The organism is Belnapia moabensis DSM 16746 (genome assembly GCF_000745835.1).
In the GTDB taxonomy this organism is placed as follows: domain Bacteria; phylum Pseudomonadota; class Alphaproteobacteria; order Acetobacterales; family Acetobacteraceae; genus Belnapia; species Belnapia moabensis.
In genome coordinates this window covers 44,016-63,609 of record NZ_JQKB01000033.1, presented here as the reverse complement: position 1 = coordinate 63,609, position 19,594 = coordinate 44,016, and the positions used below count along the sequence as shown (strand labels likewise).

Here is a 19,594-nt window from a genome sequence, read left to right as displayed (position 1 = left end):
ACATCCACCTGGCGGAGATCAGCCTGGGCGTAAGCAAAGGAGCCCATGCTGTCCTCGTCCTCGACGGCGCGGGCTGGCACACCTCACCCAAGCTGCAACTGCCCGCAAACATCAGCCTGCTGCCGCTGCCTCGCTATGCGCCCGACCTGAACCCGGTCGAGAACCTGTGGGAGTTCCTGCGGGCCAACTTTCTCAGTCATCGCGTGTGGGAGAGCTACGACGCTATCGTGGACGCCTGCTGCTCAGCCTGGAACGCGCTGATGCGCAGACCAGAGCAGGTCACCTCCATCACCACCCGTGCCTGGGCTCAGGTCAAGCTCTAGGGCGGCTGGTATCAGATATCCATCCGGATCCTGCACCAGGAATTGCCGCACGGTCACGCTGCCGGCGCCGACCCGGTAGCGCCTCACTTCCGGCGGCATGAAAAGCGGCCATCCGAGCGCGGCCAGCGCCGACAGGATCGGCTCCACCGCTTGCACCGCCATCTCGAAATTCACATGCCGGCCGAAAGGCGGCTGCGTCTCCGCCACCTGCCAGCGATGCGGCCGGTCCCTCGGCAGCTCGTCGAGCATGATCCGCGAGCCGCTGCGCTCGATGCAGGCGAAGCCGTCCTCAGGCCGGCCGTAGAGCACGCTGAAGCCGCAGGGCCCGCACCAGAAGGCGAGGCTGCGCCGCAGATCGGTCACCATCAGCTCCGGCACCAGGGCCGGCTGCCTCACCCGGAGGCCTCGGCGATCGCCCGGTTCATCGCGCGCACCCCAGCGGCCGGACCCTCCGGGTGGTTCCAGACGGCGCCGACGACGGCAAGGAAATCCGCCCCCGCCTGGACCAGCGGGGCGCAATTGGCCGCGGTGATGCCGCCGATGGCGACCGAGGGCAGCTCGAAGAATTCCGACCACCATTCCAGCAGGTCGGTGCCGGCGCGGTGCTTCGCCTCCTTGGTGGAGGTCGGGAAGAAGGCGCCGAAGGCGACGTAGTCGGCGCCGATCTCGCCCGCTTCCATCGCCAGGTGCTTGCTGCCGTGGCAGGTGATGCCGAGCGTCCGGTCGGGGCCGAGCAGGCGGCGTGCGGCGGCGTGGTCGCCATCCTCCTGGCCGAGATGGGCGCCGTCGCAGCCCAGCTCCGCGGCGAGGTCGGCGCGGTCGTTCATCAGCACGGCGACGCCGCGGGCCTGTGCGATGGGCAGCAGCGCTTCCGTCGCGCGGCGCACCGCCTCGTCATCCGCGTCCTTCAGCCGGATCTGCAAGGCGGCGACGTCGCCCGCGTCCAGCGCTTCCGCCAGCAACGCCGAAAACCCCGCCGGCTCGAAGGCCGGCGGGGTGATCAGGTAGAGGCGGCAGCCCTGCTCGCTCAGGCGGCCGGGCCCTTGTAGATGCCGATGATGTCGGAGAGCAGCTGCAGCGCCTCCGCCTTCGGCCGCTGGAAGGTGTTGCGGCCGATGATCGAGCCGTTGCCGCCGCCGGCATGGATGCCGCGCGCCATGGCCATCATGCTGTCGACCGTGCCGGCCTCGCCGCCGGAGAAGACGACCAGGCGACGCCCGCCGAAGCAGGCCTGCACCACATGGGTGATGCGGCCCGAGAGCTCGGCGAGGTTCGGCACCGGCGACTTCTCGTAGGTCTTCTTGGCGGCATCGAGGAAGATGGCGTCGGTCGGCGGCTTCACCTTGATGATGTGCGCGCCCATCAGCGCCGCCATGTGCGCGGCATAGGCGCAGATGTCGAGCGCCGTCTCGCCGACCTTGTCGAGCATCGGGCCACGCGGATAGCTCCACACGACGACGGCGAGGCCGGCGGCCTTCGCCTCCTCGGCCATCTCGCGCAGCTCCTCCATCATCTCGAACTGGTATTCGGAGCCCGGATAGATCGTGAAGCCGATGGCCGAGCAGCCGAGGCGGAGCGCGTCGGAGACGCTGCCCGTCAACGCCTGGTCCTTGGTGGTGGAAAGGCTGTTGGAGCTGTTGACCTTGAGGATGGTCGGGATGGCGCCGGCATAGGTCGAGGCGCCGGCCTCGATCATGCCGAGCGGCGCGGCATAGGCGTTGAGCCCCGCCTCGACCGCCAGCTCGAAGTGGTAGCGCGGGTCATAGGCGGCCGGATTCGGCGCGAAGGAGCGGGCCGGGCCGTGCTCGAAGCCCTGGTCCACCGGCAGGATCACCATGCGGCCGGTGCCGCCGAGCTTGCCCTCCATCAGGATGCGGGCGAGGTTGGCCTTGGTCCCCGGGTTGTCGCTCTCATACCAGGAGAGGATGTCCTTGACCTTGCGGGAAAGCTTCATCGGAGTCCCTTTGCAGCCGTGTCGTCGCGTGCGGCGCGTCCTGTAGCGCGGGGTTGCGGTTCTGTCACCCGGCCGGACATAGCCATTGCGCGAGCTTGTTGCGGCCGCCGGGTGAAGTGAGGTCGATCCGCGCCGGTTCGAAGGCCGGCGGCGGCGCCGCGTGGAGCTCCGCGCCGCATTCCGCCGCCGTGGCGGCGACGGCGGCGAAGGCGGGACAGGGGGCCAGGGCCAGCAGGCGGATGCCGGCCCGGAGCGCCGCCAGCGCCAGGCCCGGGGCATCGGCGCAATCGACCATCACCCGATGCGGCACCTCCGGCCGCGCCGCCGCGGCGACCAGGGCGAGGAAGAGGCCGGGCGGCACCCCCGGCGCCGAGAGCAGCGTCACGCCGCGCGGCCCGGCCAGGGCCAGCGCCGCTTCCGCCTCCGCCCGCCCATGCACCCGGACGGCCGGCGGCAGCGCATTTCCCGGCCGTTGACCCGCCTCGGCACCCATGCGAAGGCTTCCAGCATGCCGGTAGGGCCGCGTCCAGCGCGCTTCCGGCGTGGATGGCGTCCCGGTGGAGAGGCATGAGCGACAGCGCGAGGGATCCGGTCGGGGCGGCGGCGGCACGCCTGGAGGCGGCGGTGGAGCGTCTGTCCGAGGCCTTCACCCGCGCCCGCCAGCCGGCCGCCGACAGCGACATGGTCCCGCGCGCCGAGGTCGCCGCCATGGCCGAGCGGCTGGAGGCGACCATCGCGCGGCTACGCGGGGCGCTGGCCGAGGAGCTGCGGCCGGAGGCCACGCAGGAGGCGATGTCGGAGCCGCCGCAGGGCGAGCCGAGCTGAGGGGGTTGCGCGTGGGGCAGGTCACCGTCCGGGTCAATGGCTATAGCCACACCATCGGCTGCAAGGATGGCGAGGAGGGGCATGTCCTCGCCCTCGCCCAGCAGATCGAGGAGAAGGTCCGGCTGATCCGCGGCATGGGCGGGCAGTTCTCCGAGGCGCGGATGCTGCTGCATGTCGCGCTGTTGCTGGCCGATGAGGGCGGCGACCTGCGCGTCGAGATCGACCGGCTGCGCAGTGGCCAGCCGGGCGCCGCGGACCCGCAACTCGCCGATCGCCTCGCGCGCATCGCCGAGCGGATCGAGGGGCTGGCGCAGACGCTGGACCGGGGCACCTAGACCCCGATCCGCGCTCGGCTGACCGCGGACCGTCGTCCGAGCCATTGTTCCGGGCGCATGATTCACGCCTCCGGCCGTGCCGGCCTTCGGCGATCATGCCCTGGTCTGGCGGTGTCTCAGCGCCTATATGCATCGGGCGGGGCTGCCCGGTGCGTCTGGTAATTCATCCCCAGGGCCAATAAGCATCCTCCGGGAGCTGGCTCTGTCCGGATCTTGGTCCGGGTACCCGGTGCCCACCTGCTCACGCAGGCCTTGGGAGGATGAGACGCCGACGGCCATGGTGGCTCCGCACTCAGACAGCACGGCCTTCTGCGCCGAATTGCTCACCGGCCTGAAGGCCGAGGCCCGTCGCCAGGCGCTCGCCCGGCGCGAGGGCTGCGATCCGGGCCTTGGCGCCCGCCTTGCCGATCATGTCCTCGCCGAAGCGCTGCCGCCGCCGGGCGCCGTCGTCGCCGGCTTCTGGCCGATGGGGCAGGAGATCGATATCCGGCCGCTGCTTCGGGCGCTCGAGGCGCGGGGGCATCCGCTCGCCCTGCCGGTGACGCCGCGGCGGGGGCAGCCCTTGCAGTTTCGCCGCTGGCGCTTCGGGGCACCGCTCGCGCGGGGGCCGATGGGGACGAGCCAGCCGGCGGAGGGCGAGGCCGTCATGCCGGATTGGCTGCTGGTGCCGCTGCTCGCCTTCGACCGGGCCGGGCGGAGGCTCGGCTATGGCGGCGGCTATTACGATCGGACCCTGGCCCTGCTATCCGGGGCGACCGCCATCGGCTGCGCCTATGCGGCGCAGGAGATGGCGGAGGTGCCGGCCGGGCCCGAGGACTGGCGGCTGGCGATGGTGGCGACGGAACAGGGTGTGGTGCGGTGCGAGGTCTGATCGGTTGAGAATCCTGTTCCTCGGCGATGTCGTCGGCCGCAGCGGGCGCGATGCCCTGACGGCGAAGCTTCCCGGTCTCCGCGCCGCCCTCAGGGCCGATCTGGTCGTGGTAAATGGCGAGAATGCGAGTCATGGCTTCGGCCTGGCGCCCGACATGGCGCGGGCCTTCCTCGCGGCTGGCGCCGACGTCATCACCCTCGGCAACCACAGCTGGGACCGGAAGGAGATCATCCCCTATCTGGAGACGGAGCCGCGGGTGATCCGCCCAGCGAATTTCCCGCCCGGCACGCCCGGGCGCGGCACCGTCGTCGTCGATGTGCCGGGCAATCGGCGGGCGCTGGTGATGAACGTCATGGGCCGGCTGTTCATGGATGCGCTCGATGACCCGTTCCGCGCGGTGCAGGCGGAGCTGCAGAAGCACCGGCTCGGCCAGACCATCCAGGCGGCGGTGATCGACGTGCATGCCGAGGCGACGAGCGAGAAATACGCCTTCGGCCACAGCTTCGACGGGTTGGCGAGCCTCGTCATCGGCACGCATACGCATACGCCGACGGCGGATCACCAGATCCTTGCGGGCGGGACGGCCTACCAGACCGATGCCGGCATGTGCGGCGACTATGACAGCGTGATCGGCATGCAGAAGGGCGGCGCGGCGCTGCGCTTCTGGCGGAAGATGCCGGGCGAGAAGCTGGCGCCGGCGGAGGGCGAGGCGACGCTCTGCGGGCTCTTCGTCGAGACCGACGATGCGACGGGGCTGGCGACGCGCGTCGCGCCGGTGCGGCTGGGCGGGCGGCTGTCGCAGGCGATGCCGGAGGTTTCGGGCCTTTAAGTCCGTCGCCGCCAAGGCCTTGATTCGGCGTGGTTTCCCCGGCGAATTTTAGAATTGAGGAGTTTAGGCGGCCGGGCAGGTGGCCCAGGCGCGATGTTATCTGGGCGAATTTTCCTATAACAGAATGGGATCGGCGAAGGCAAGCCCGTCAGCGGGCGAGGCTGGCCTGCATCTCGTCGAGGATCGCCGGGTCGTCGATGGTGGGCGGCACCGCATAGGCCTCGCCATCGGCGATCTTACGCAGGGTGGCGCGGAGGATCTTGCCACTGCGGGTCTTCGGCAGGCGTGACACCACCTTGGCATCCTTGAAGGCGGCGACTGGGCCGATGCGCTCGCGCACCATGGCCACCAGCTCGCGGGCGAGGTCTGGTTCGGATTTCGTCGCGCCGGATTTGAGGACGACGAGGCCGAGGGGAACCTGGCCCTTCAGCGCGTCCTTGATGCCGAGCACGGCGCATTCGGCGACGTCCGGGTGGGCGGCCAGCACCTCCTCCATCGCGCCGGTGCTGAGGCGGTGGCCGGCGACGTTGATGATGTCGTCGGTGCGGGACATGACGGAGACATAGCCCTCGGCGTCGATGACGCCGGCGTCGGAGGTGTTGTACCAGCCGGGGAAGGCCTCGAGATAGGCCTCGCGGCAGCGGCCGTCGGCCTGCCAGAGGGTCGGCAGGCAGCCGGGGGGCATGGGCAGGCGGATGGCGAGCGTGCCGGTCTGGCCGGCGGGCTGGGGCTGGCCGGCATCGTCGAGGGCGGCGACCTCGTAGCCGGGGGAGGGCTTGCCGCCGCTGCCGAAGCGCGGCTCGAACAGGCCGAGGCCGCGGAAATTGCCGGTGATGGCCCAGCCGGTCTCGGTCTGCCACCAATGGTCGATCACCGGGCGCCGCAGCAGGCCGGAGGCCCATTCAGCGGTCGGCGGGTCGCAGCGCTCGCCGGCGAGGAAGAGGGCTTCGAGCGCCGAGAGGTCGTGGGCGGCCATCAGCCTGCCCTCCGGGTCCTCGCGCTTGATGGCGCGCATGGCGGTGGGCGCGGTGAACATCGCCTTGACCCGGTACTGCGCGCAGACGCGCCAGAAGGCGGAGGCGTCGGGGGTGCCGACGGGCTTGCCCTCGTAGAGCACGGTCGTCGCGCCGGCGAGGAGCGGGGCGTAGACGATGTAGGAATGGCCGACGACCCAGCCGACATCGGAGGCGGTGAACATCACGTCGCCGGCGCCGATTCCGTAGAGCATGCACATGGAATTGTGCAGGGCGACGGCATGGCCGCCATTGTCGCGGACGATGCCCTTCGGCTTCCCCGTCGTGCCGCTGGTGTAGAGGATGTAGAGCGGGTCGGTCGCCGCCACGGGGACGCAGGGGTGCGGGGCGGCGGCGGCTTCGGCCTCCAGCAGGTCCTCGTCGCGGCCGGGGGTGAGGGCGCAGTCGAGCTCGGGGCGGCGCAGGATCAGGCAGTGCGCCGGCTTGTGCGGGGAGAGGCCGATGGCGGCGTCCAGCAGCGGCTTGTAGGCGACGGTGCGGCCCGGCTCGATCCCGCAGGAGGCGGAGATGACGAGCTTCGGTTGCGCGTCGGCGATGCGGGCGGCGAGCTCGGCCGCGGCGAAGCCACCGAAGACGACGGAATGCACCGCGCCGAGCCGGGCGCAGGCGAGCATGGCGATGGGCGCCTCGGGGACCATCGGCAGGTAGATGACGACGCGGTCGCCCTGGCCGACGCCGCGGGCGGCGAGCGCGCCGGCGAGCTTCGCCACGCGGGCGAGCAGGGCGTCGTAGGTGTAGGTGGTGCTGCGGCCGGTCACCGGGCTGTCGTAGTGCAGGGCGGGCTGGGCACCGCGGCCGGCGGCGACGTGGCGGTCGAGCGCGTTGTGGCAGGTGTTCAGCCGGGCATCGGGGAACCAGCGGCCATAGACGCCGGCCGAGGCGTCGAAGATGCGGTCCGGCGCGCGGTCCCAGTCGATGCCGTGTGCGGCCTCGCGCCAGTAGGCCTCCGGGTCGGCCTGCCAGGCGGCGTAGGTGGCGTCGTAGCCCATGGTTTCGCTCCCCGTTTCGGGGAAGGTGGCAAGCCCGCGGCCCGCCGGCAAGCGGGCATGAAAAAGGGCGCCGGGATTGCTCCCGGCGCCCATGTCCCAGGCCCGCCGCGCCGGTCAGCGCGTGATGGAGGATGCATCGTCGAAGATGTCGCGGTCCTTGGTCTCCGGGATGAAGATCATGCCGATGATGAAGGTCGCGAGTGCGATCACGATCGGGTACCAGAGGCCGAAATAGATGTCGCCGGTCTGGGCCACCATCGCCAGCGAGGTGGCCGGCAGCAGCCCGCCGAACCAGCCATTGCCGATATGGTAGGGCAGCGACATCGAGCTGTAGCGGATGCGCGTGGGGAAGAGCTCCACCAGCGCCGCCGCGATCGGCCCGTAGACCATGGTCACGTAGATCACCAGCAGGGTCAGCACGCCGATGATGACGGCCGGCTGCTCGCGGAAGATGTCGAAGGGACCGGACATCTTCACGACCGTCGGGTTGGAGGCGGCCGGGTAGCCCGCCGCCGTCAGCCCCGTTGTGAGCTGCTGGGCGAAGCCCGGGTCCGTCGCCCGGATCGGCGTGCCGTTGTTGATGCGGATCGCCGTCTCGCCCGCCGCCACGCCGCCTTCGACCGAATACTGCACCGAGGCCCGCGCCAGCGCCGCCTTGGCGATGTCGCAGGGCTGGGTGAAGCGCGCCGTTCCGACCGGGTTGAACTGGAAGGAGCAGCTGTCCGGGTCGGTCAGCACCTGCACCGGGATGGTCTGCTGCGCCTGGTGCAGCGCCGGGTTGGCCTCCGCCGTCAGCAGCTTGAACAGCGGGAAGTAGGTCAGTGCCGCGATCAGGCAGCCGCCGAGGATGATCGGCTTGCGGCCGATCTTGTCGGAGAGCCAGCCGAAGAGCACGAAGCCGCCCGAACCGAGGAGCAGCGACCAGGCGATGAGCAGGTTGGTCGTCGGGCCGTCCACCTTGAGGATCGAGCCGAGGAAGAACAGGGCGTAGAACTGCCCGGTGTACCAGACCACCGCCTGGCCCATGGTCAGGCCGAGCAGGGCGAGCAGCGCCCATTTGGCGTTGCTCCACTTGCCGAAGGCCTCCGACAGCGGCGCCTTGGAGCCGGTGCCCTCGGTCTTCATCTTCTGGAAGGCCGGGCTCTCGTTGAGCGTCGAGCGGATCCAGACCGAGATGCCGAGCAGGATGATCGAGAGGAGGAAGGGCACGCGCCAGCCCCAGGCCGCGAACTCCGCCTCACCCGTCCAGGTGCGGACGCCGAGGATGACGAGCAGCGAGAGGAAGAGCCCCGCCGTCGCGGTGATCTGGATGAAGGAGGTGTAGAAGCCGCGCCGGCCATTCGGCGCATGCTCGGCCACATAGGTCGCGGCGCCGCCATACTCGCCGCCGAGTGCCAGGCCCTGGAGGCAGCGCAGCAGGACCAGCAGGATGGGCGCGGCAATGCCGATCGTCTCCGAGCCAGGCAGCAGGCCGACGATGAAGGTCGAGGCGCCCATGATGACGATGGTGACGAGGAAGGTGTATTTCCGCCCCACAAGGTCGCCGATGCGGCCGAAGAACAGCGCGCCGAAGGGCCGTACCAGGAAGCCCGCCGCGAAGGTCAGCAGCGCGAAGATGTTGCGCGTGCCCTCGGGATACTGGCTGAAGAAATGCGTGCCGATGAGCCCGGCGAGGCTGCCGTAGAGATAGAAGTCGTACCACTCGAAGACGGTCCCCAGCGAGGAGCCGAGGATGACCTTCTTCTCTTCCTTCGTCATCGGCGCCGCCCGGCCGGCGGCCGCCGAGGTTGCGGTATTTGCGCTCATTTCCTGCCCTTTCCTCCCGGCCGGTCGCAGCCGGGATGGGGGCAAGGGGCAGGCCGTGGGGAGGGCCCCGACCGCATGCCGCAACGCCAACACCGCCAGCCGCCGCCGGGACCAAACCTTGCCAGGATGGCAACGGACGGCCGGAAAGGCAAGCGGATCGCGAGCTTCCTTACCCCTGGATGAAGGGGGGATTACCCGCGAACTATTTGGTGACGAAGGCCTTCTCGAGGACGTAGCTGCCCGGCTCGTTGTTCGAGCCCTCGGTGAACCCGCGGGCCTCGAGCAGCGCCTTCACATCGGCATTCATCGCCTCGGAGCCGCAGAGCATCACCCGGTCCTGCTCCGGCGAGAGCGGGGGCAGGCCGAGATCGGCGAAGACCTTGCCCGACTCGATCAGGTCGGTGATGCGGCCTTGGGTGGGGAAGGGCTCGCGCGTGACGCTCGGGTAGTAGAGCAGCTTGCCGGCCAGCATCTCGCCGAGAAACTCGTGCTGCGGCAGCTCCTCGGTGATGAGTTGGCGGTAGGCCAGTTCCTTCACCTCGCGGACGGTGTGGCAGACGACGACATGGTCATAGCGCTCGTAGACGTCGGGCTCGCGGATCAGCGACATGAAGGGGGCGAGGCCGGTGCCCGTCGCGATAAGCCAGAGGGTCTTGCCGGGCAGCAGGTTCTCGGTGAGCAGGGTGCCCGTCGGCTTCTTGCCGATGACGACCGTGTCGCCCGGCTTGATGTGCTGCAGGCGCGAGGTGAGGGGGCCGTCCTGCACCTTGATGGAGAGGAATTCGAGCTCCTCCTCCCAGGGCGGGCTGACGATGGAATAGGCCCGCACCAGCGGCTTGCCCTCGACCATCAGCCCGATCATGGCGAACTGGCCCGCGACGAAGCGCAGCGCCGGGTCCCGCGTGCAGCGGAAGGAGAAGAGCCGGTCGGTCCAGTGATGGACCCAGGTGACCGTCTCGCCGTTGAAGGCCGGCGGGATGGCGGGTTTCGGGCTGGGGGCGAGGGCGTTCATGGCATCGCTACATGCTGCGATGCGGCGAAAGATGCAACCGCTGGCGTGAAATGCCTGCCATGCACGCACGAGATTGGGCTTTGCCGGAACCTTGGGTGCGGGGCAGGATCGGCCTGCAACGACAACCGCCGAACGAGGCCGCCATGCCGGATGCGATGACCGACCGCGACAGCCCCTTCATGCCCGGCCCAAGGCTGGAGCTGGCGGGCGCCCCGGACGGGCCGCTGGCCGGGCTCGGCTTCGCGGTGAAGGACCTGTTCGACGTGGCGGGCCATCCGACCGGCTATGGCAACCCGGACTGGGCGCGTACCAACCCGCCGGCGGCGGCCACGGCGCCGGTGGTGCAGGCGCTGCTGCAGGCGGGGGCGAGTCTCCGCGGCAAGACCAAGACGGTGGAGTTGGCCTATGGGCTGACCGGCGAGAACGTCTGGTACGGGACGCCGGTCAATCCGGCAGCGCCGGACCGCTTCCCGGGCGGGTCATCCTGCGGCTCGGCGGCCGCCGTCGCGGCGGGGCTGGTGGATTTCGCGCTCGGGTCGGATACCGGCGGCTCGGTGCGCATCCCGGCCAGCTATTGCGGCACCTTCGGCATCCGGCCGAGCTGGGGGGCGGTGAGCCTCGCCGGGGCGCGGGGGCTCGGGCCGAGCTTCGACACGGCGGGCTGGTTCGCGGGACGCGCTTCCGTGCTCGCCCGGGTCGGGGAGGTGCTGCTGCCGGAGGATGGCGGGGCGCCCGGCCTCGGGCCGTTGCTGCGGGTGGACGAGGCCTGGATCAATGCCGTCCCGACGGTCGTGGTGGCGCTGGCCGAGCCGATGCTGGCGCTGGAGCGGCTGCTGGGCCGGGCGCTGCGGGTCGATCTCGCGCCGGAGGGGCTGGATGCGATCTACGAGCATTTCCGCTGCGCCCAGGCGGAGGAGGCCTGGGCGACGCTCGGCGCCTGGGTGGAGGCGACGGGGCCGGAATTCGGGCCGGGGGTGAAGGAGCGCTTCGCCGCGGCAAAGGGGATGGACCCGGTTAAGGCGGCGGCGGGGCGGGAATTCCGGCGGGGCTTCCAGGCGCGGATGCGGGCGCTGCTGGCCGGCGGCGCGGTGCTCGCCTACCCGACCTCGCCGGTGCCGGCGCCCAGGCTGGAGGCCAGCCAGGCGGAGCAGAACGCGGTGCGCGAGCGGACGATGGGCGTCACCGCCATCGCCGGGTTGGCGGGGCTGCCGGAGGTGACGCTGCCCGTGGGCCGCGCCGAGGGGGCGCCGGTCGGGCTGTCGCTGGTTGCGGCGGCGGGGCGGGACCGGGCGCTTCTTTCGCTTGCCGGGCAGCTGGCGGCGGAACTCGGCCTGCCGGTTTGAGTCGAATGCTTGTCCCGTCCGTCCCCGGCGGTTAGGACGGGGCCGCAACCGAATCTCCTGCCAGGACAAGCTGCATGATCATCCGTGATGCCGGCCCCGAGGACCTTCCGGCCATCACCGACATCTATGCCCATCACGTCCTGCATGGCGCCGGGACCTTCGAGGAGGTGCCGCCGGACCAGGCGGAGATGGCGCGGCGACTGGCCAAGGTTCAGGACAGCGGCTGGGCCTGGCTGGTTGCCGAGGCGGAGGAAGGCGAGGGGCGCGGCATCATCGGCTTCGCCTATTACGCGCAGCTGCGCGACCGCTCCGCCTTCCGCCATGCGGCGGAGGACAGCATCTATGTCCGCAACGACGTGCGCGGGCAGGGCGTGGGCAAGGCGCTGGTGAAGGCGCTGCTGGAGCGGGCGGCGGAGGCGGGCTTCCGCCAGATGTTCGCCCTCATCGGCGACAGCGACAATGTCGGCTCGATCGGGCTGCATGTGTCGCTCGGATTCCGTCAGGCGGGGGTGATGAAGTCGGCCGGGTTGAAGTTCGGGCGCTGGGTGGACCTCGTCTTCATGCAGCGCGGCATCGGCATGGCGGACCGCGATGTTCCCGGCTGACATGTCAGCCTGAGGCGCGCATGCTTCCGCCTCCTCGCAAGGGAGGCGATGCCATGGCGGACAGCGGCAGCCCGGCGATCCGGGCCTTCTTCGGTGCGGCGACCAATACGGTCAGCTACCTGGTCTGGGATGCGGCGAGCCGGGAAGGCGCCGTCATCGACCCGGTGCTCGACTGGGACAATCGCGGCGGCACGGCGGATACCGCCGGGGCCGATGCCATCCTTCAGGCGGCAGAGGCGGAGGGCATCGCGCTCCGCTGGGTGCTCGAGACACATGTGCATGCCGACCACCTGACGGCGGCGCCCTACATCAAGGCGCGGACCGGCGCGCGGATCGGCATCGGCGAGCATATCCGCGACGTGCAGGCGATCTTTCGGCCGGTCTTCGATGCGGCGGACCTCGTGCCGGAGGGCGGGGATTTCGACCGGCTCTTCGCCGATGGCGACCGCTTCATGCTTGGCGGGCTGGAGGCGGAGGTGATCCATGTGCCGGGGCATACGCCGGCCTGCATCGCCTATCGCGTCGGCGATGCGGCCTTCGTCGGCGACACGCTGTTCATGCCCGACTACGGCACGGCGCGCTGCGACTTCCCGGGCGGCGATGCGCGGACGCTCTGGCGCAGCATCCGCAAGCTGCTCGCGCTGCCGCCGGAGACGCGCATCTTCACCGCGCATGACTACAAAGCGCCGGGGCGGGATGAATTTGCCTGGGAGAGTACCGTCGCCGAGCAGCGGGCGCGCAACCCGCATGTGAAGGACGGCATGACCGAGGAGGAGTTCGTCGCCATGCGGGAGGCGAAGGATGCCAAGCTCGCCCCGCCGGTGCTGCTGCTGCCCTCGATCCAGGTGAACATACGGGCCGGACGCTTCCCGCCAGCCGAGAGCAACGGCGTGCGCTACATGAAGATCCCGGTGGTGCTGCGTGGGGGGCTGAATGAGGAGCGGCGTTCCCCGTAACGCCGCTCCTCATTCAGCGAATGGTTTGGACGGGCGACTCACACCTCCGGCCGTTCCGGCCTTCGGCGATCACGCGTCACACGGTCAGTAGGCGGCGGACCGACTCGTCCTCCAATTCCTCGACGGGTCCGCCGAGGGCGACCTCGCCGCGGACCATGACCGCGATGCGGTCGGCCAGCTCGCGGGCGAATTCGAAGTACTGCTCGACGAGGACAACGGCGAAACTCTTCTCGCGCGCGAGGTGGCGGATGACGCGGGCGATGTCCTTGATGACGGAGGGCTGGATGCCCTCGGTCGGCTCGTCGAGGATCAGCAGGCGGGGCCGTGCCGTCAGCGCGCGGGCGATGGCGAGCTGCTGCTGCTGGCCGCCGGAGAGGTCGCCGCCGCGGCGCTTGAGGAATTGCTTCAGGATGGGGAAGAGGGTGAAGATCTCCTCCTCGGGCACCGATGCGCCGCGCGGCGCGGCGGCGAGCGCGGTCTCCAGGTTCTCCTGCACGGTGAGGAAGGGGAAGATCTCGCGGCCCTGGGGGACGTAGCCGATGCCGGCGCGGGCGCGGTCGGCCGGGGCCACGGCGGCGATGTCCTTCCCTTCCCACATGATGCGGCCGGACTGGATGCGCTCCAACCCGACGATCGCCCGCATCAGCGAGGACTTGCCGACGCCGTTGCGGCCGAGGACGCAGGTGATACGGCCCGGATCGGCCTCCAGCGAGACACTGCGCAGGCAGCGGCTGGCGCCGTAGGAGAGGTCGATGGTCTCGACGCGCAGCATGGTTCAGCGCCCCAGATAGACTTCGATGACCCGCGGGTCGTTCTGGACATGGTCGATGCTGCCCTCGGAGAGCATCGAGCCCTCGCAGAGCACCGTCACCTTGCTGCCGAGGGCGCGGACGAATTCCAGGTCGTGCTCGACGACGACAACGCTGCGCTCCCCGGCGATGCGGACGAGCAGCGCCGCCGTGTGCTCCGTCTCCTGGTCGGTCATGCCGGCGACGGGCTCGTCGACCAGCAGCAGCTCCGGATCCTGCATCAGCAGCATGCCGATCTCGAGCCATTGCCGCTGGCCGTGGCTGAGGATCGCAGCGCGGTCCCCCGACCGGGAGGCGAGGCCGACCTCCTCCATCACCCCCTCGATGCGGCGGTGCGCCTCGCCGGTCAGCGTCCAGCGGAGGCAGGCCAGGGGGCCGCGCGGGGCCTTCAGGGCGAGTTCGAGGTTCTCGAAGACGGTGAGTGCGTCGAACATCGTCGGCTTCTGGAATTTCCGGCCGATGCCGAGATTGGCGATGGTGGCCTCGTCGAGCTTCGTCAGGTCGTGCTCGCGGAAGCGGACGACGCCGGCGGTCGGGCGGGTCTTGCCGGTGATGACGTCCATCATCGTCGTCTTGCCGGCGCCGTTCGGGCCGATGATGGCGCGCAGCTCGCCGGCATCGACGATGAGGGAGAGGTTGTTCAGCGCGCGGAAGCCGTCGAAGACGACCGAGACGCCGTCAAGGTAGAGGACCGGCTCGCTCATTTCGGCGCCTTCGAGAACAGGCCGATGAGGCCTCGCGGCAGGAAGAGGGTGACGGCGACGAAGAGGCCGCCGAGCGCGAAGAGCCAGAGGCCGGGTGCTACGGTGGTCAGCCAGGTCTTCAGCGCATTGACCGAGAAGGCGCCGAGGAGCGCGCCGACCAGCGTGCCGCGGCCGCCGACCGCGACCCAGATCACCGCCTCGATGCTGTTGCCCGGGCTGAACTCTCCAGGGTTGATGATGCCGACCTGGGGCACGTAGAGCGCGCCGGCGAGGCCCGCGATCATCGCCGAGAGGACGAAGACGAAGAGCTTGTGCTGCGTCACGTCGTAACCGAGGAAGCGCACGCGGCTTTCGGCGTCGCGGATGGCGACGAGGACGCGGCCGAGCTTCGACTTCGTGATCGAGGAGCAGAGCCAGAGCGCGCCGAGCAGCAGCAGCAGCGAGGCGTAGAACAGCGCGCTGCGGGCCGCCTGGGTGTTCAGCGGCATGCCCAGCAGCTCCTTGAAATCGGTGAAGCCGTTATTGCCGCCGAAGCCCATGTCGTTGCGGAAGAAGGCGAGCATCAGCGCATAGGTCAGCGCCTGGGTGATGATCGAGAGGTAGACGCCGGTGATGCGGCTGCGGAAGGCGAGGTAACCGACGACGCCCGCGAGCAGGCCGGGGACCGCGACGGCCATCAGGATGGCGAAGGGGAAGTGGTCGAAGCCGAGCCAGTACCAGGGCAGCTCCTGGTAGCCGAGGAAGACCATGAAGTCGGGCAGGGTGGGGTGGCCGTAGACGCCGCGCGGGCCGATCAGCCGCATCAGGTGCATGCCGATCGCATAGCCGCCGAGGGCGAAGAAGGCGCCATGGCCGAGCGAGAGGATGCCGGCATAGCCCCAGGCCAGGTCGATGGCGAGCGCCAGGATCGCATAGGTGATCCACTTGCCGGTGACGGTGACGATGAAGTCGGAGACGTGCAGCGCGCTGTCGGCCGGCAGGCGGTTCAGCGCCGGCAGCATGGCGAGAACCAGCACGGCACCGATCAGCACCAGCCGCAGCGTCATCCGCCCGAAGCCGCCGGGCGCGGGTGCGGCGAGAGAGGCGCTCATGATTCGGCGGCCCTGCCCTTGAGTGCGAAGAGGCCCCGCGGCCGGCGCTGGATGAACAGCATGATGGCGACGAGGACGAAAACCTTGGCGAGCACCGCGCCCGCATAGGGCTCCAGCACCTTGTTGACGACGCCGAGGGTCAGCGCGCCGACCAGCGTGCCGGCGAGCGAGCCGACGCCGCCGAAGACGACGACCATGAAGCTGTCGATGATGTAGCCGGTGCCGAGATTGGGCGAGACATTGTCGATCTGACTGAGCGCGACGCCGGCCATGCCGGCGATGCCGGAGCCGAATGCGAAGGTCAGCGCATCGACGCGGCCGGTGCGGATGCCCATCGTCGCCGCGATGCGGCGGTTCTGCACGACGGCGCGCATCTCGAGTCCGAAGCGGGTGAAGCGGATGGCGGCGATCACCAGCAGCAGCACGGCGATGCCGAAGACGATGATCCAGAGCCGGTTCTGCGTCACCGAGATGCCGCCGGGCAGCATGAGCGTGCCCTGCATCCAGGCGGGCGAGGCGACCTCGCGGTTCTGGGCGCCGAAGGCGAGGCGGACGGCCTGCTGCAGGATCATCCCGACGCCGAAGGTCATCAGCAGCGTCTCGAGCGGGCGGCCATAGAGGTGGCGGATCAGCCCGCGCTCCAGCACGGCGCCGGCGGCCGCGGCGAGGAGGAAGGCGGCGGGTACGGAGAGGGGAAGCGACCAGGGGGCGAGCCAGGGGATGCCGCGGCAGGCCTCCTGCACCATGAAGGTGGCGTAAGCGCCGAGCATGACGAACTCGCCATGCGCCATGTTGATGACGCCCATGACGCCGAAGGTCACCGCGAGGCCGAGCGCCGCGAGCAGCAGCACGGAGCCGAGGGAGAGACCCTGGAACAGCGTCTCCACCGCGCGGCGGATGGCGAGGGACTGGTCGATATTGGCGATGGAGGCGTCGATGGCGGCGGCCATGCCGGGGTTGGCGGCGCGGGCCTCGATCAGCAGGGCGCGGGCCTCGACCGTGCCGGCGGCGCCGAGGCGGGCGATGGCGGCGCGCTTGGCCTCCTCGTCGGAGGCGACGAGCTGGGCAGCGGCGAGGGCCAGGATCAGCTTCGCCTTCACGCCGGCATCGGTCTCGCGGGCGATGGCGGCCTGGAGCGTCGGCACGTCCTCCGCGCTGCGGCTGCGGAAGATGGCCTCGGCGGCGGCGCCGCGCTCGGCGGCATCGGGGGAGGCGAGTTGCAGGCGGCCGAGGGCACCGCGCAACGCCTGGCGGACGCGGTTGTTGAGGCGGACGGTCTCGGCGCCGCTGGCGTCGGCGGGCTGGCCGGTCAGGGCGTCGATATTGCCGGGCAGCAGGAGGCGGCCATTGGCGGTCTTCTGCAACTGGCCGGCCTGGAGGACGCGAAGGATGGGCAGGGCACGCGGGTCGGCGAGGGCGCCGAGCTGCTCGACGGAGGTGGCGATGTCGCCGAAGCCGCCGGCGAGGCCGGGGAGCGCGGCGGTGAAGGCGTCCTGCGCCCGGGCCGGCAGCGCCAGCCAGAGCAGCAGCCCCAGGGCCAGGAGGAATTGTCGCATGGGAACTTTCGGGAAGGGGTAGCGCCGGGCGGTACCCGGCGCCACGGTCGGGCTCAGCGGCGGCGGTTCGCGTTCTCGGGGATGAAGGGCGACCAGTTCTCGGCCTTCACCGCATTCGGCGTCTTCCAGACGATGTTGAACTGGCCGTCCTCCTGCACCTCGCCGATGAGGACCGGCTTCGAGAGGTGATGGTTGGGCAGCATCTCCTCCTCATAGCCGCAGGGGGCCATGAGCTTCTGGCCGATCATCGCCGCGCGGACATCGTCGACCTTGGTGGACTTCGCCTTCTCGACGGCCTGGGTCCACATGCGGAAGCCAGTATAGGTGGCCTCCATCGGGTCGTTCGTCACGCGCTTCGGGTTCTTGATGTAGCTCTGCCAGAGCTGCTTGAACTCGGTGTTCGGCGTGCCCTGCACCGACATGAAGTAGTTCCACGCCGCGAGGTGGCCGACCAGCGGCTTGGTGTCGATGCCGGCCAGCTCTTCCTCACCCACGCTGAAGGCGACGCAGGGGATGTCCTCGGCCTTGATGCCCTGGTTGCCAAGCTCGCGGTAGAAGGGAATGTTGGCGTCGCCGTTGATGGTGGAGACGATCGCCGTCTTCTTGCCCTCGGAGGCGAAGCGCTTCACGCGTGCGACGATGCCTTGCCAGTCGGAATGTCCGAAGGGCGTGTACTCCTCCATGATGTCGGCATCGCCGATGCCCTTCGACTTCAGGAAGCCGCGCAGGATGCGGTTGGTGGTGCGCGGGTAGACGTAGTCGGTGCCGAGCAGGGCGATGCGCTTCGCTTCGCCGCCATCCTTCGACATCAGGTACTCGACGGCGGGGATCGCCTGCTGGTTCGGCGCGGCGCCGGTGTAGAAGATGTTCTTGCTCTCCTCTTCGCCCTCGTACTGGACCGGGTAGAAGAGCATGCCGTTCAGCTCCTCGAAGACGGGGAGGACGGATTTGCGCGAGACCGAGGTCCAGCAGCCGAAGGTCACGTCCACCTTGTGGACCTGGAGCAGCTCGCGCGCCTTCTCAGCGAAGAGCGGCCAATTGGAGGCCGGGTCGACCACCACCGCCTCGACCTTGCGGCCCATCACGCCGCCCTTCGAATTCACCCAGTCGACCATCATCAGCACGGTGTCGCGGAGCGCCGTCTCGCTGATCGCCATGGTGCCGGAGAGGGAGTGGAGGACGCCGACCTTGATGGGCGTGCCCTGGCCGAAGGCGGGGCGCAGCGCGGGCATGGCGAGGGCGGCGCCGAGGCCGCCGAGGGCGGCGCGCCGCGTGAGTGTGGGAGAGGTCGAGGTCACCGGTTCTTCCTTCCTTGTTCAGACCTTGGCCTTCAATCCTGAGGGGCGGAGTCCCTCGGGCCTGTGGAGCCTTGGCGGCGAGCAGCCGCAGCACCCCGCGAGGCGGGGCGGCGGGTTGCGCTCAAGCCATTGCGAGATGCATGCCAGCCGGAAGCGGCTCGGATCACTCCGCTGCGAGGCGGATTTGCCTCAAAAATGTGCAGATGGATGGGATTTCATCGCATCCTGGGTGCCAGGGGGGCAGGGGATCGGGCAGGGCGGTTCACCAGCCAGAGGCCGAGCACAACCAGGGCGAGGGCGGCGCCGAAGAGGTGGCCGAGCGGCTCGCCAAGCAGCACCGCCCCGGCCAGCACGCCGAAGATCGGCGTCAGGACGCTGAAGGCGGCAAGCCGCGAGGCGGAGTATTGCGCGACCAGCCAGAACCAGAGTGCGTAGCTCGCCCCCGCGATGACGGCCCCTTGATAAAGCAACGCGCCGATGACGAGCGGGCGGGGCTCGATATGCCAAGCCTCGCCCATCAGCGGCGAGGCGATCAGTAGCAGCGGCGCCGAGACGGCGAGCTGGTAGAGCAGCACCGTCATCGCCGGCGCGCGGCGGAGGGCCGAGGCCTTCACCAGCACCGTCGTCGCGCCCCAGAGCGCGCCCGCCAGCAGGCAGAGCATGTCGCCGAGCAGGGCCCGCTCGCCGGCCGGGGCGAAGAGACCTTCGAAAAAGGCGAGGACGAGGCCGCCGAAGGCTACCAGCAGGCCGATGGCTTTGGCCTGCGTCAGCCGGTCGTCCGGGATCAGCCAATGGGCGCCGAGCGCCACGAAGAAGGGTGCGCCGTACAGGAAGACGACGCCGCGCGAGGCCGTCGTCAGCCCGACGCCGATATAGAGGGCGATGAATTCGACGGCGAAGAGCAGGCCCGCAAGGACGCCGGGCAGGAGCGTGCCGTCGCGGCGCCAGAGGCCGAAGCGGATGCCGCGCCAGCGGCACCAGGCGATGAGCAGCAGCGCGGCGATAGTGGAGCGCAGCCCCGCCTGGAGCACAGGCGGGATGCCCTGGTTGCCCAGTTTCATCGCCACGAGGTTCAGGCCCCAGACGAGGCAAAGCAGCAACATCAGGCCCACGGCCCTCGGCGGGAGTGCGCCGCCGCGCGTCGATTCCGGCATGCGGGGAGGCTGCGGCCCAGAGGCCGGCGCGTCCAGGGTGTGTCTGCGAAGGGGCCGGCGGCGGCTGATGCCGCTGCATTGGTAGGTCCGGGGACGCCGC

Annotated in this window: 21 protein-coding genes and 1 other RNA gene; 9 read left to right on the top strand and 13 right to left on the bottom strand. The window is 70.0% G+C overall.

Annotation, left to right across the window (positions count from 1 at the left end):
- On the top strand, positions 1 to 323 hold a 323-nt coding region (locus EP26_RS33310; protein WP_043339756.1), incomplete at its 5' end, for a transposase.
- On the opposite strand, the gene EP26_RS18615 is transcribed toward EP26_RS33310, so the two are convergent.
- From EP26_RS18615 to EP26_RS38175, 4 genes are all read right to left on the bottom strand, one after another.
- Positions 243 to 719 carry a bleomycin resistance protein gene (locus tag EP26_RS18615; protein ID WP_211259473.1) on the bottom strand — a complete coding sequence of 159 codons (477 nt, stop codon included), beginning with the start codon at positions 717 to 719 and terminating at the stop codon, positions 243 to 245. The two genes, EP26_RS33310 and EP26_RS18615, sit on opposite strands and share 81 nt — an antisense overlap.
- Positions 716 to 1,354 (bottom strand): thiamine phosphate synthase, encoded by a 639-nt coding sequence (thiE, locus tag EP26_RS18610; RefSeq protein ID WP_043340815.1) that lies wholly within the window; start codon positions 1,352 to 1,354, stop codon positions 716 to 718. The genes EP26_RS18615 and thiE overlap by 4 nt, the downstream gene beginning before the upstream one ends.
- Positions 1,351 to 2,277, bottom strand: coding sequence for a class I fructose-bisphosphate aldolase (locus tag EP26_RS18605; protein ID WP_043340796.1), 927 nt, complete (start codon positions 2,275 to 2,277; stop codon positions 1,351 to 1,353). Before EP26_RS18605 ends, thiE begins: the two co-directional genes overlap by 4 nt.
- Before the next feature lie 64 nt (positions 2,278 to 2,341).
- Positions 2,342 to 2,770: a hypothetical protein gene (locus tag EP26_RS38175; protein WP_043340795.1), complete on the bottom strand. Its 429-nt coding sequence runs from the start codon at positions 2,768 to 2,770 to the stop codon at positions 2,342 to 2,344.
- A 74-nt stretch (positions 2,771 to 2,844) separates the two neighbouring features.
- Here EP26_RS38175 and EP26_RS18595 point away from each other — a divergent pair, with 74 nt between their 5' ends.
- The 5 genes from EP26_RS18595 (at position 2,845) to EP26_RS18580 (ending at position 5,137) form a co-directional block, all read left to right on the top strand.
- Positions 2,845 to 3,102, top strand: coding sequence for a hypothetical protein (locus EP26_RS18595; RefSeq protein ID WP_043340794.1), 258 nt, complete (start codon positions 2,845 to 2,847; stop codon positions 3,100 to 3,102).
- An 11-nt stretch (positions 3,103 to 3,113) separates the two neighbouring features.
- Positions 3,114 to 3,437: a cell division protein ZapA gene (locus EP26_RS18590; protein ID WP_043340793.1), complete on the top strand. Its 324-nt coding sequence runs from the start codon at positions 3,114 to 3,116 to the stop codon at positions 3,435 to 3,437.
- A 136-nt stretch (positions 3,438 to 3,573) separates the two neighbouring features.
- A non-coding RNA gene (ssrS, locus tag EP26_RS33305) (6S RNA) lies at positions 3,574 to 3,728 on the top strand.
- Complete coding sequence (locus EP26_RS18585) at positions 3,715 to 4,308, top strand: 5-formyltetrahydrofolate cyclo-ligase (RefSeq protein ID WP_043340792.1); 594 nt, start codon at positions 3,715 to 3,717, stop codon at positions 4,306 to 4,308. The genes ssrS and EP26_RS18585 overlap by 14 nt, the downstream gene beginning before the upstream one ends.
- 4 nt (positions 4,309 to 4,312) lie before the next feature.
- Positions 4,313 to 5,137: a TIGR00282 family metallophosphoesterase gene (locus tag EP26_RS18580; protein WP_043340790.1), complete on the top strand. Its 825-nt coding sequence runs from the start codon at positions 4,313 to 4,315 to the stop codon at positions 5,135 to 5,137.
- Positions 5,138 to 5,285: 148 nt separating this feature from the next.
- On the opposite strand, the gene EP26_RS18575 is transcribed toward EP26_RS18580, so the two are convergent.
- The 3 genes from EP26_RS18575 to EP26_RS18565 all read right to left on the bottom strand — a co-directional run bounded on the left by EP26_RS18575 (position 5,286) and on the right by EP26_RS18565 (position 9,978).
- Complete coding sequence (locus EP26_RS18575; protein WP_043340813.1) at positions 5,286 to 7,160, bottom strand: AMP-binding protein; 1,875 nt, start codon at positions 7,158 to 7,160, stop codon at positions 5,286 to 5,288.
- Between the two features lie 114 nt (positions 7,161 to 7,274).
- Positions 7,275 to 8,966 (bottom strand): MFS transporter, encoded by a 1,692-nt coding sequence (locus tag EP26_RS18570; RefSeq protein ID WP_245624449.1) that lies wholly within the window; start codon positions 8,964 to 8,966, stop codon positions 7,275 to 7,277.
- Between the two features lie 202 nt (positions 8,967 to 9,168).
- Complete coding sequence (locus tag EP26_RS18565; protein WP_052389360.1) at positions 9,169 to 9,978, bottom strand: ferredoxin--NADP reductase; 810 nt, start codon at positions 9,976 to 9,978, stop codon at positions 9,169 to 9,171.
- Positions 9,979 to 10,073: 95 nt separating this feature from the next.
- On the opposite strand from EP26_RS18565, the gene EP26_RS18560 reads away from it, so the two are divergent.
- The 3 genes from EP26_RS18560 (at position 10,074) to EP26_RS18550 (ending at position 12,882) form a co-directional block, all read left to right on the top strand.
- Positions 10,074 to 11,321 (top strand): amidase, encoded by a 1,248-nt coding sequence (locus EP26_RS18560; RefSeq protein ID WP_245624448.1) that lies wholly within the window; start codon positions 10,074 to 10,076, stop codon positions 11,319 to 11,321.
- Positions 11,322 to 11,395: 74 nt separating this feature from the next.
- On the top strand, positions 11,396 to 11,926 hold the full coding sequence (locus tag EP26_RS18555) for a GNAT family N-acetyltransferase (RefSeq protein WP_043340786.1): 531 nt from the start codon (positions 11,396 to 11,398) through the stop codon (positions 11,924 to 11,926).
- Between the two features lie 53 nt (positions 11,927 to 11,979).
- Positions 11,980 to 12,882 (top strand): MBL fold metallo-hydrolase, encoded by a 903-nt coding sequence (locus EP26_RS18550; protein ID WP_043340785.1) that lies wholly within the window; start codon positions 11,980 to 11,982, stop codon positions 12,880 to 12,882.
- Between the two features lie 76 nt (positions 12,883 to 12,958).
- Here the strand turns inward: EP26_RS18550 and urtE are convergent, their stop codons facing one another.
- From urtE to EP26_RS18520, 6 genes are all read right to left on the bottom strand, one after another.
- Entirely contained in the window at positions 12,959 to 13,654 is a 696-nt protein-coding gene (urtE, locus tag EP26_RS18545) for an urea ABC transporter ATP-binding subunit UrtE (RefSeq protein ID WP_043340783.1), read from the bottom strand.
- A gap of 3 nt (positions 13,655 to 13,657) precedes the next feature.
- Positions 13,658 to 14,395: an urea ABC transporter ATP-binding protein UrtD gene (urtD, locus tag EP26_RS18540; RefSeq protein ID WP_043340782.1), complete on the bottom strand. Its 738-nt coding sequence runs from the start codon at positions 14,393 to 14,395 to the stop codon at positions 13,658 to 13,660.
- Positions 14,392 to 15,441, bottom strand: coding sequence for an urea ABC transporter permease subunit UrtC (gene urtC / locus EP26_RS18535; protein ID WP_456303882.1), 1,050 nt, complete (start codon positions 15,439 to 15,441; stop codon positions 14,392 to 14,394). The genes urtD and urtC overlap by 4 nt, the downstream gene beginning before the upstream one ends.
- A 41-nt stretch (positions 15,442 to 15,482) precedes the next feature.
- Positions 15,483 to 17,042, bottom strand: coding sequence for an urea ABC transporter permease subunit UrtB (gene urtB, locus EP26_RS18530; protein WP_043340780.1), 1,560 nt, complete (start codon positions 17,040 to 17,042; stop codon positions 15,483 to 15,485).
- A gap of 53 nt (positions 17,043 to 17,095) precedes the next feature.
- Positions 17,096 to 18,340, bottom strand: a complete 1,245-nt coding sequence (gene urtA, locus EP26_RS18525; RefSeq protein ID WP_043340779.1) for an urea ABC transporter substrate-binding protein — start codon at positions 18,338 to 18,340, stop codon at positions 17,096 to 17,098.
- Positions 18,341 to 18,555: 215 nt separating this feature from the next.
- A complete protein-coding gene (locus EP26_RS18520) occupies positions 18,556 to 19,494 on the bottom strand; it encodes a DMT family transporter (protein WP_052389359.1) in 939 nt (312 codons plus the stop codon).
- Between the last annotated feature and the right edge of the window lie 100 nt (positions 19,495 to 19,594).

What these genes read in the sequence shown, in the direction of transcription:
- EP26_RS18550 (WP_043340785.1), top strand. Translation starts at nt 11,980, where the DNA reads ATGGCGGACAGCGGCAGCCCGGCGATCCGGGCCTTCTTCGGTGCGGCG.
- urtB (WP_043340780.1), bottom strand. Translation starts at nt 17,042, where the DNA reads ATGCGACAATTCCTCCTGGCCCTGGGGCTGCTGCTCTGGCTGGCGCTG.
- EP26_RS18565 (WP_052389360.1), bottom strand. Translation starts at nt 9,978, where the DNA reads ATGAACGCCCTCGCCCCCAGCCCGAAACCCGCCATCCCGCCGGCCTTC.
- EP26_RS18575 (WP_043340813.1), bottom strand. Translation starts at nt 7,160, where the DNA reads ATGGGCTACGACGCCACCTACGCCGCCTGGCAGGCCGACCCGGAGGCC.
- EP26_RS18520 (WP_052389359.1), bottom strand. Translation starts at nt 19,494, where the DNA reads ATGCCGGAATCGACGCGCGGCGGCGCACTCCCGCCGAGGGCCGTGGGC.
- urtC (WP_456303882.1), bottom strand. Translation starts at nt 15,441, where the DNA reads ATGACGCTGCGGCTGGTGCTGATCGGTGCCGTGCTGGTTCTCGCCATG.
- urtD (WP_043340782.1), bottom strand. Translation starts at nt 14,395, where the DNA reads ATGAGCGAGCCGGTCCTCTACCTTGACGGCGTCTCGGTCGTCTTCGAC.
- EP26_RS18570 (WP_245624449.1), bottom strand. Translation starts at nt 8,966, where the DNA reads ATGAGCGCAAATACCGCAACCTCGGCGGCCGCCGGCCGGGCGGCGCCG.
- EP26_RS18595 (WP_043340794.1), top strand. Translation starts at nt 2,845, where the DNA reads ATGAGCGACAGCGCGAGGGATCCGGTCGGGGCGGCGGCGGCACGCCTG.
- EP26_RS18585 (WP_043340792.1), top strand. Translation starts at nt 3,715, where the DNA reads ATGGTGGCTCCGCACTCAGACAGCACGGCCTTCTGCGCCGAATTGCTC.
- EP26_RS38175 (WP_043340795.1), bottom strand. Translation starts at nt 2,770, where the DNA reads ATGGGTGCCGAGGCGGGTCAACGGCCGGGAAATGCGCTGCCGCCGGCC.
- EP26_RS18555 (WP_043340786.1), top strand. Translation starts at nt 11,396, where the DNA reads ATGATCATCCGTGATGCCGGCCCCGAGGACCTTCCGGCCATCACCGAC.
- urtE (WP_043340783.1), bottom strand. Translation starts at nt 13,654, where the DNA reads ATGCTGCGCGTCGAGACCATCGACCTCTCCTACGGCGCCAGCCGCTGC.
- EP26_RS18605 (WP_043340796.1), bottom strand. Translation starts at nt 2,277, where the DNA reads ATGAAGCTTTCCCGCAAGGTCAAGGACATCCTCTCCTGGTATGAGAGC.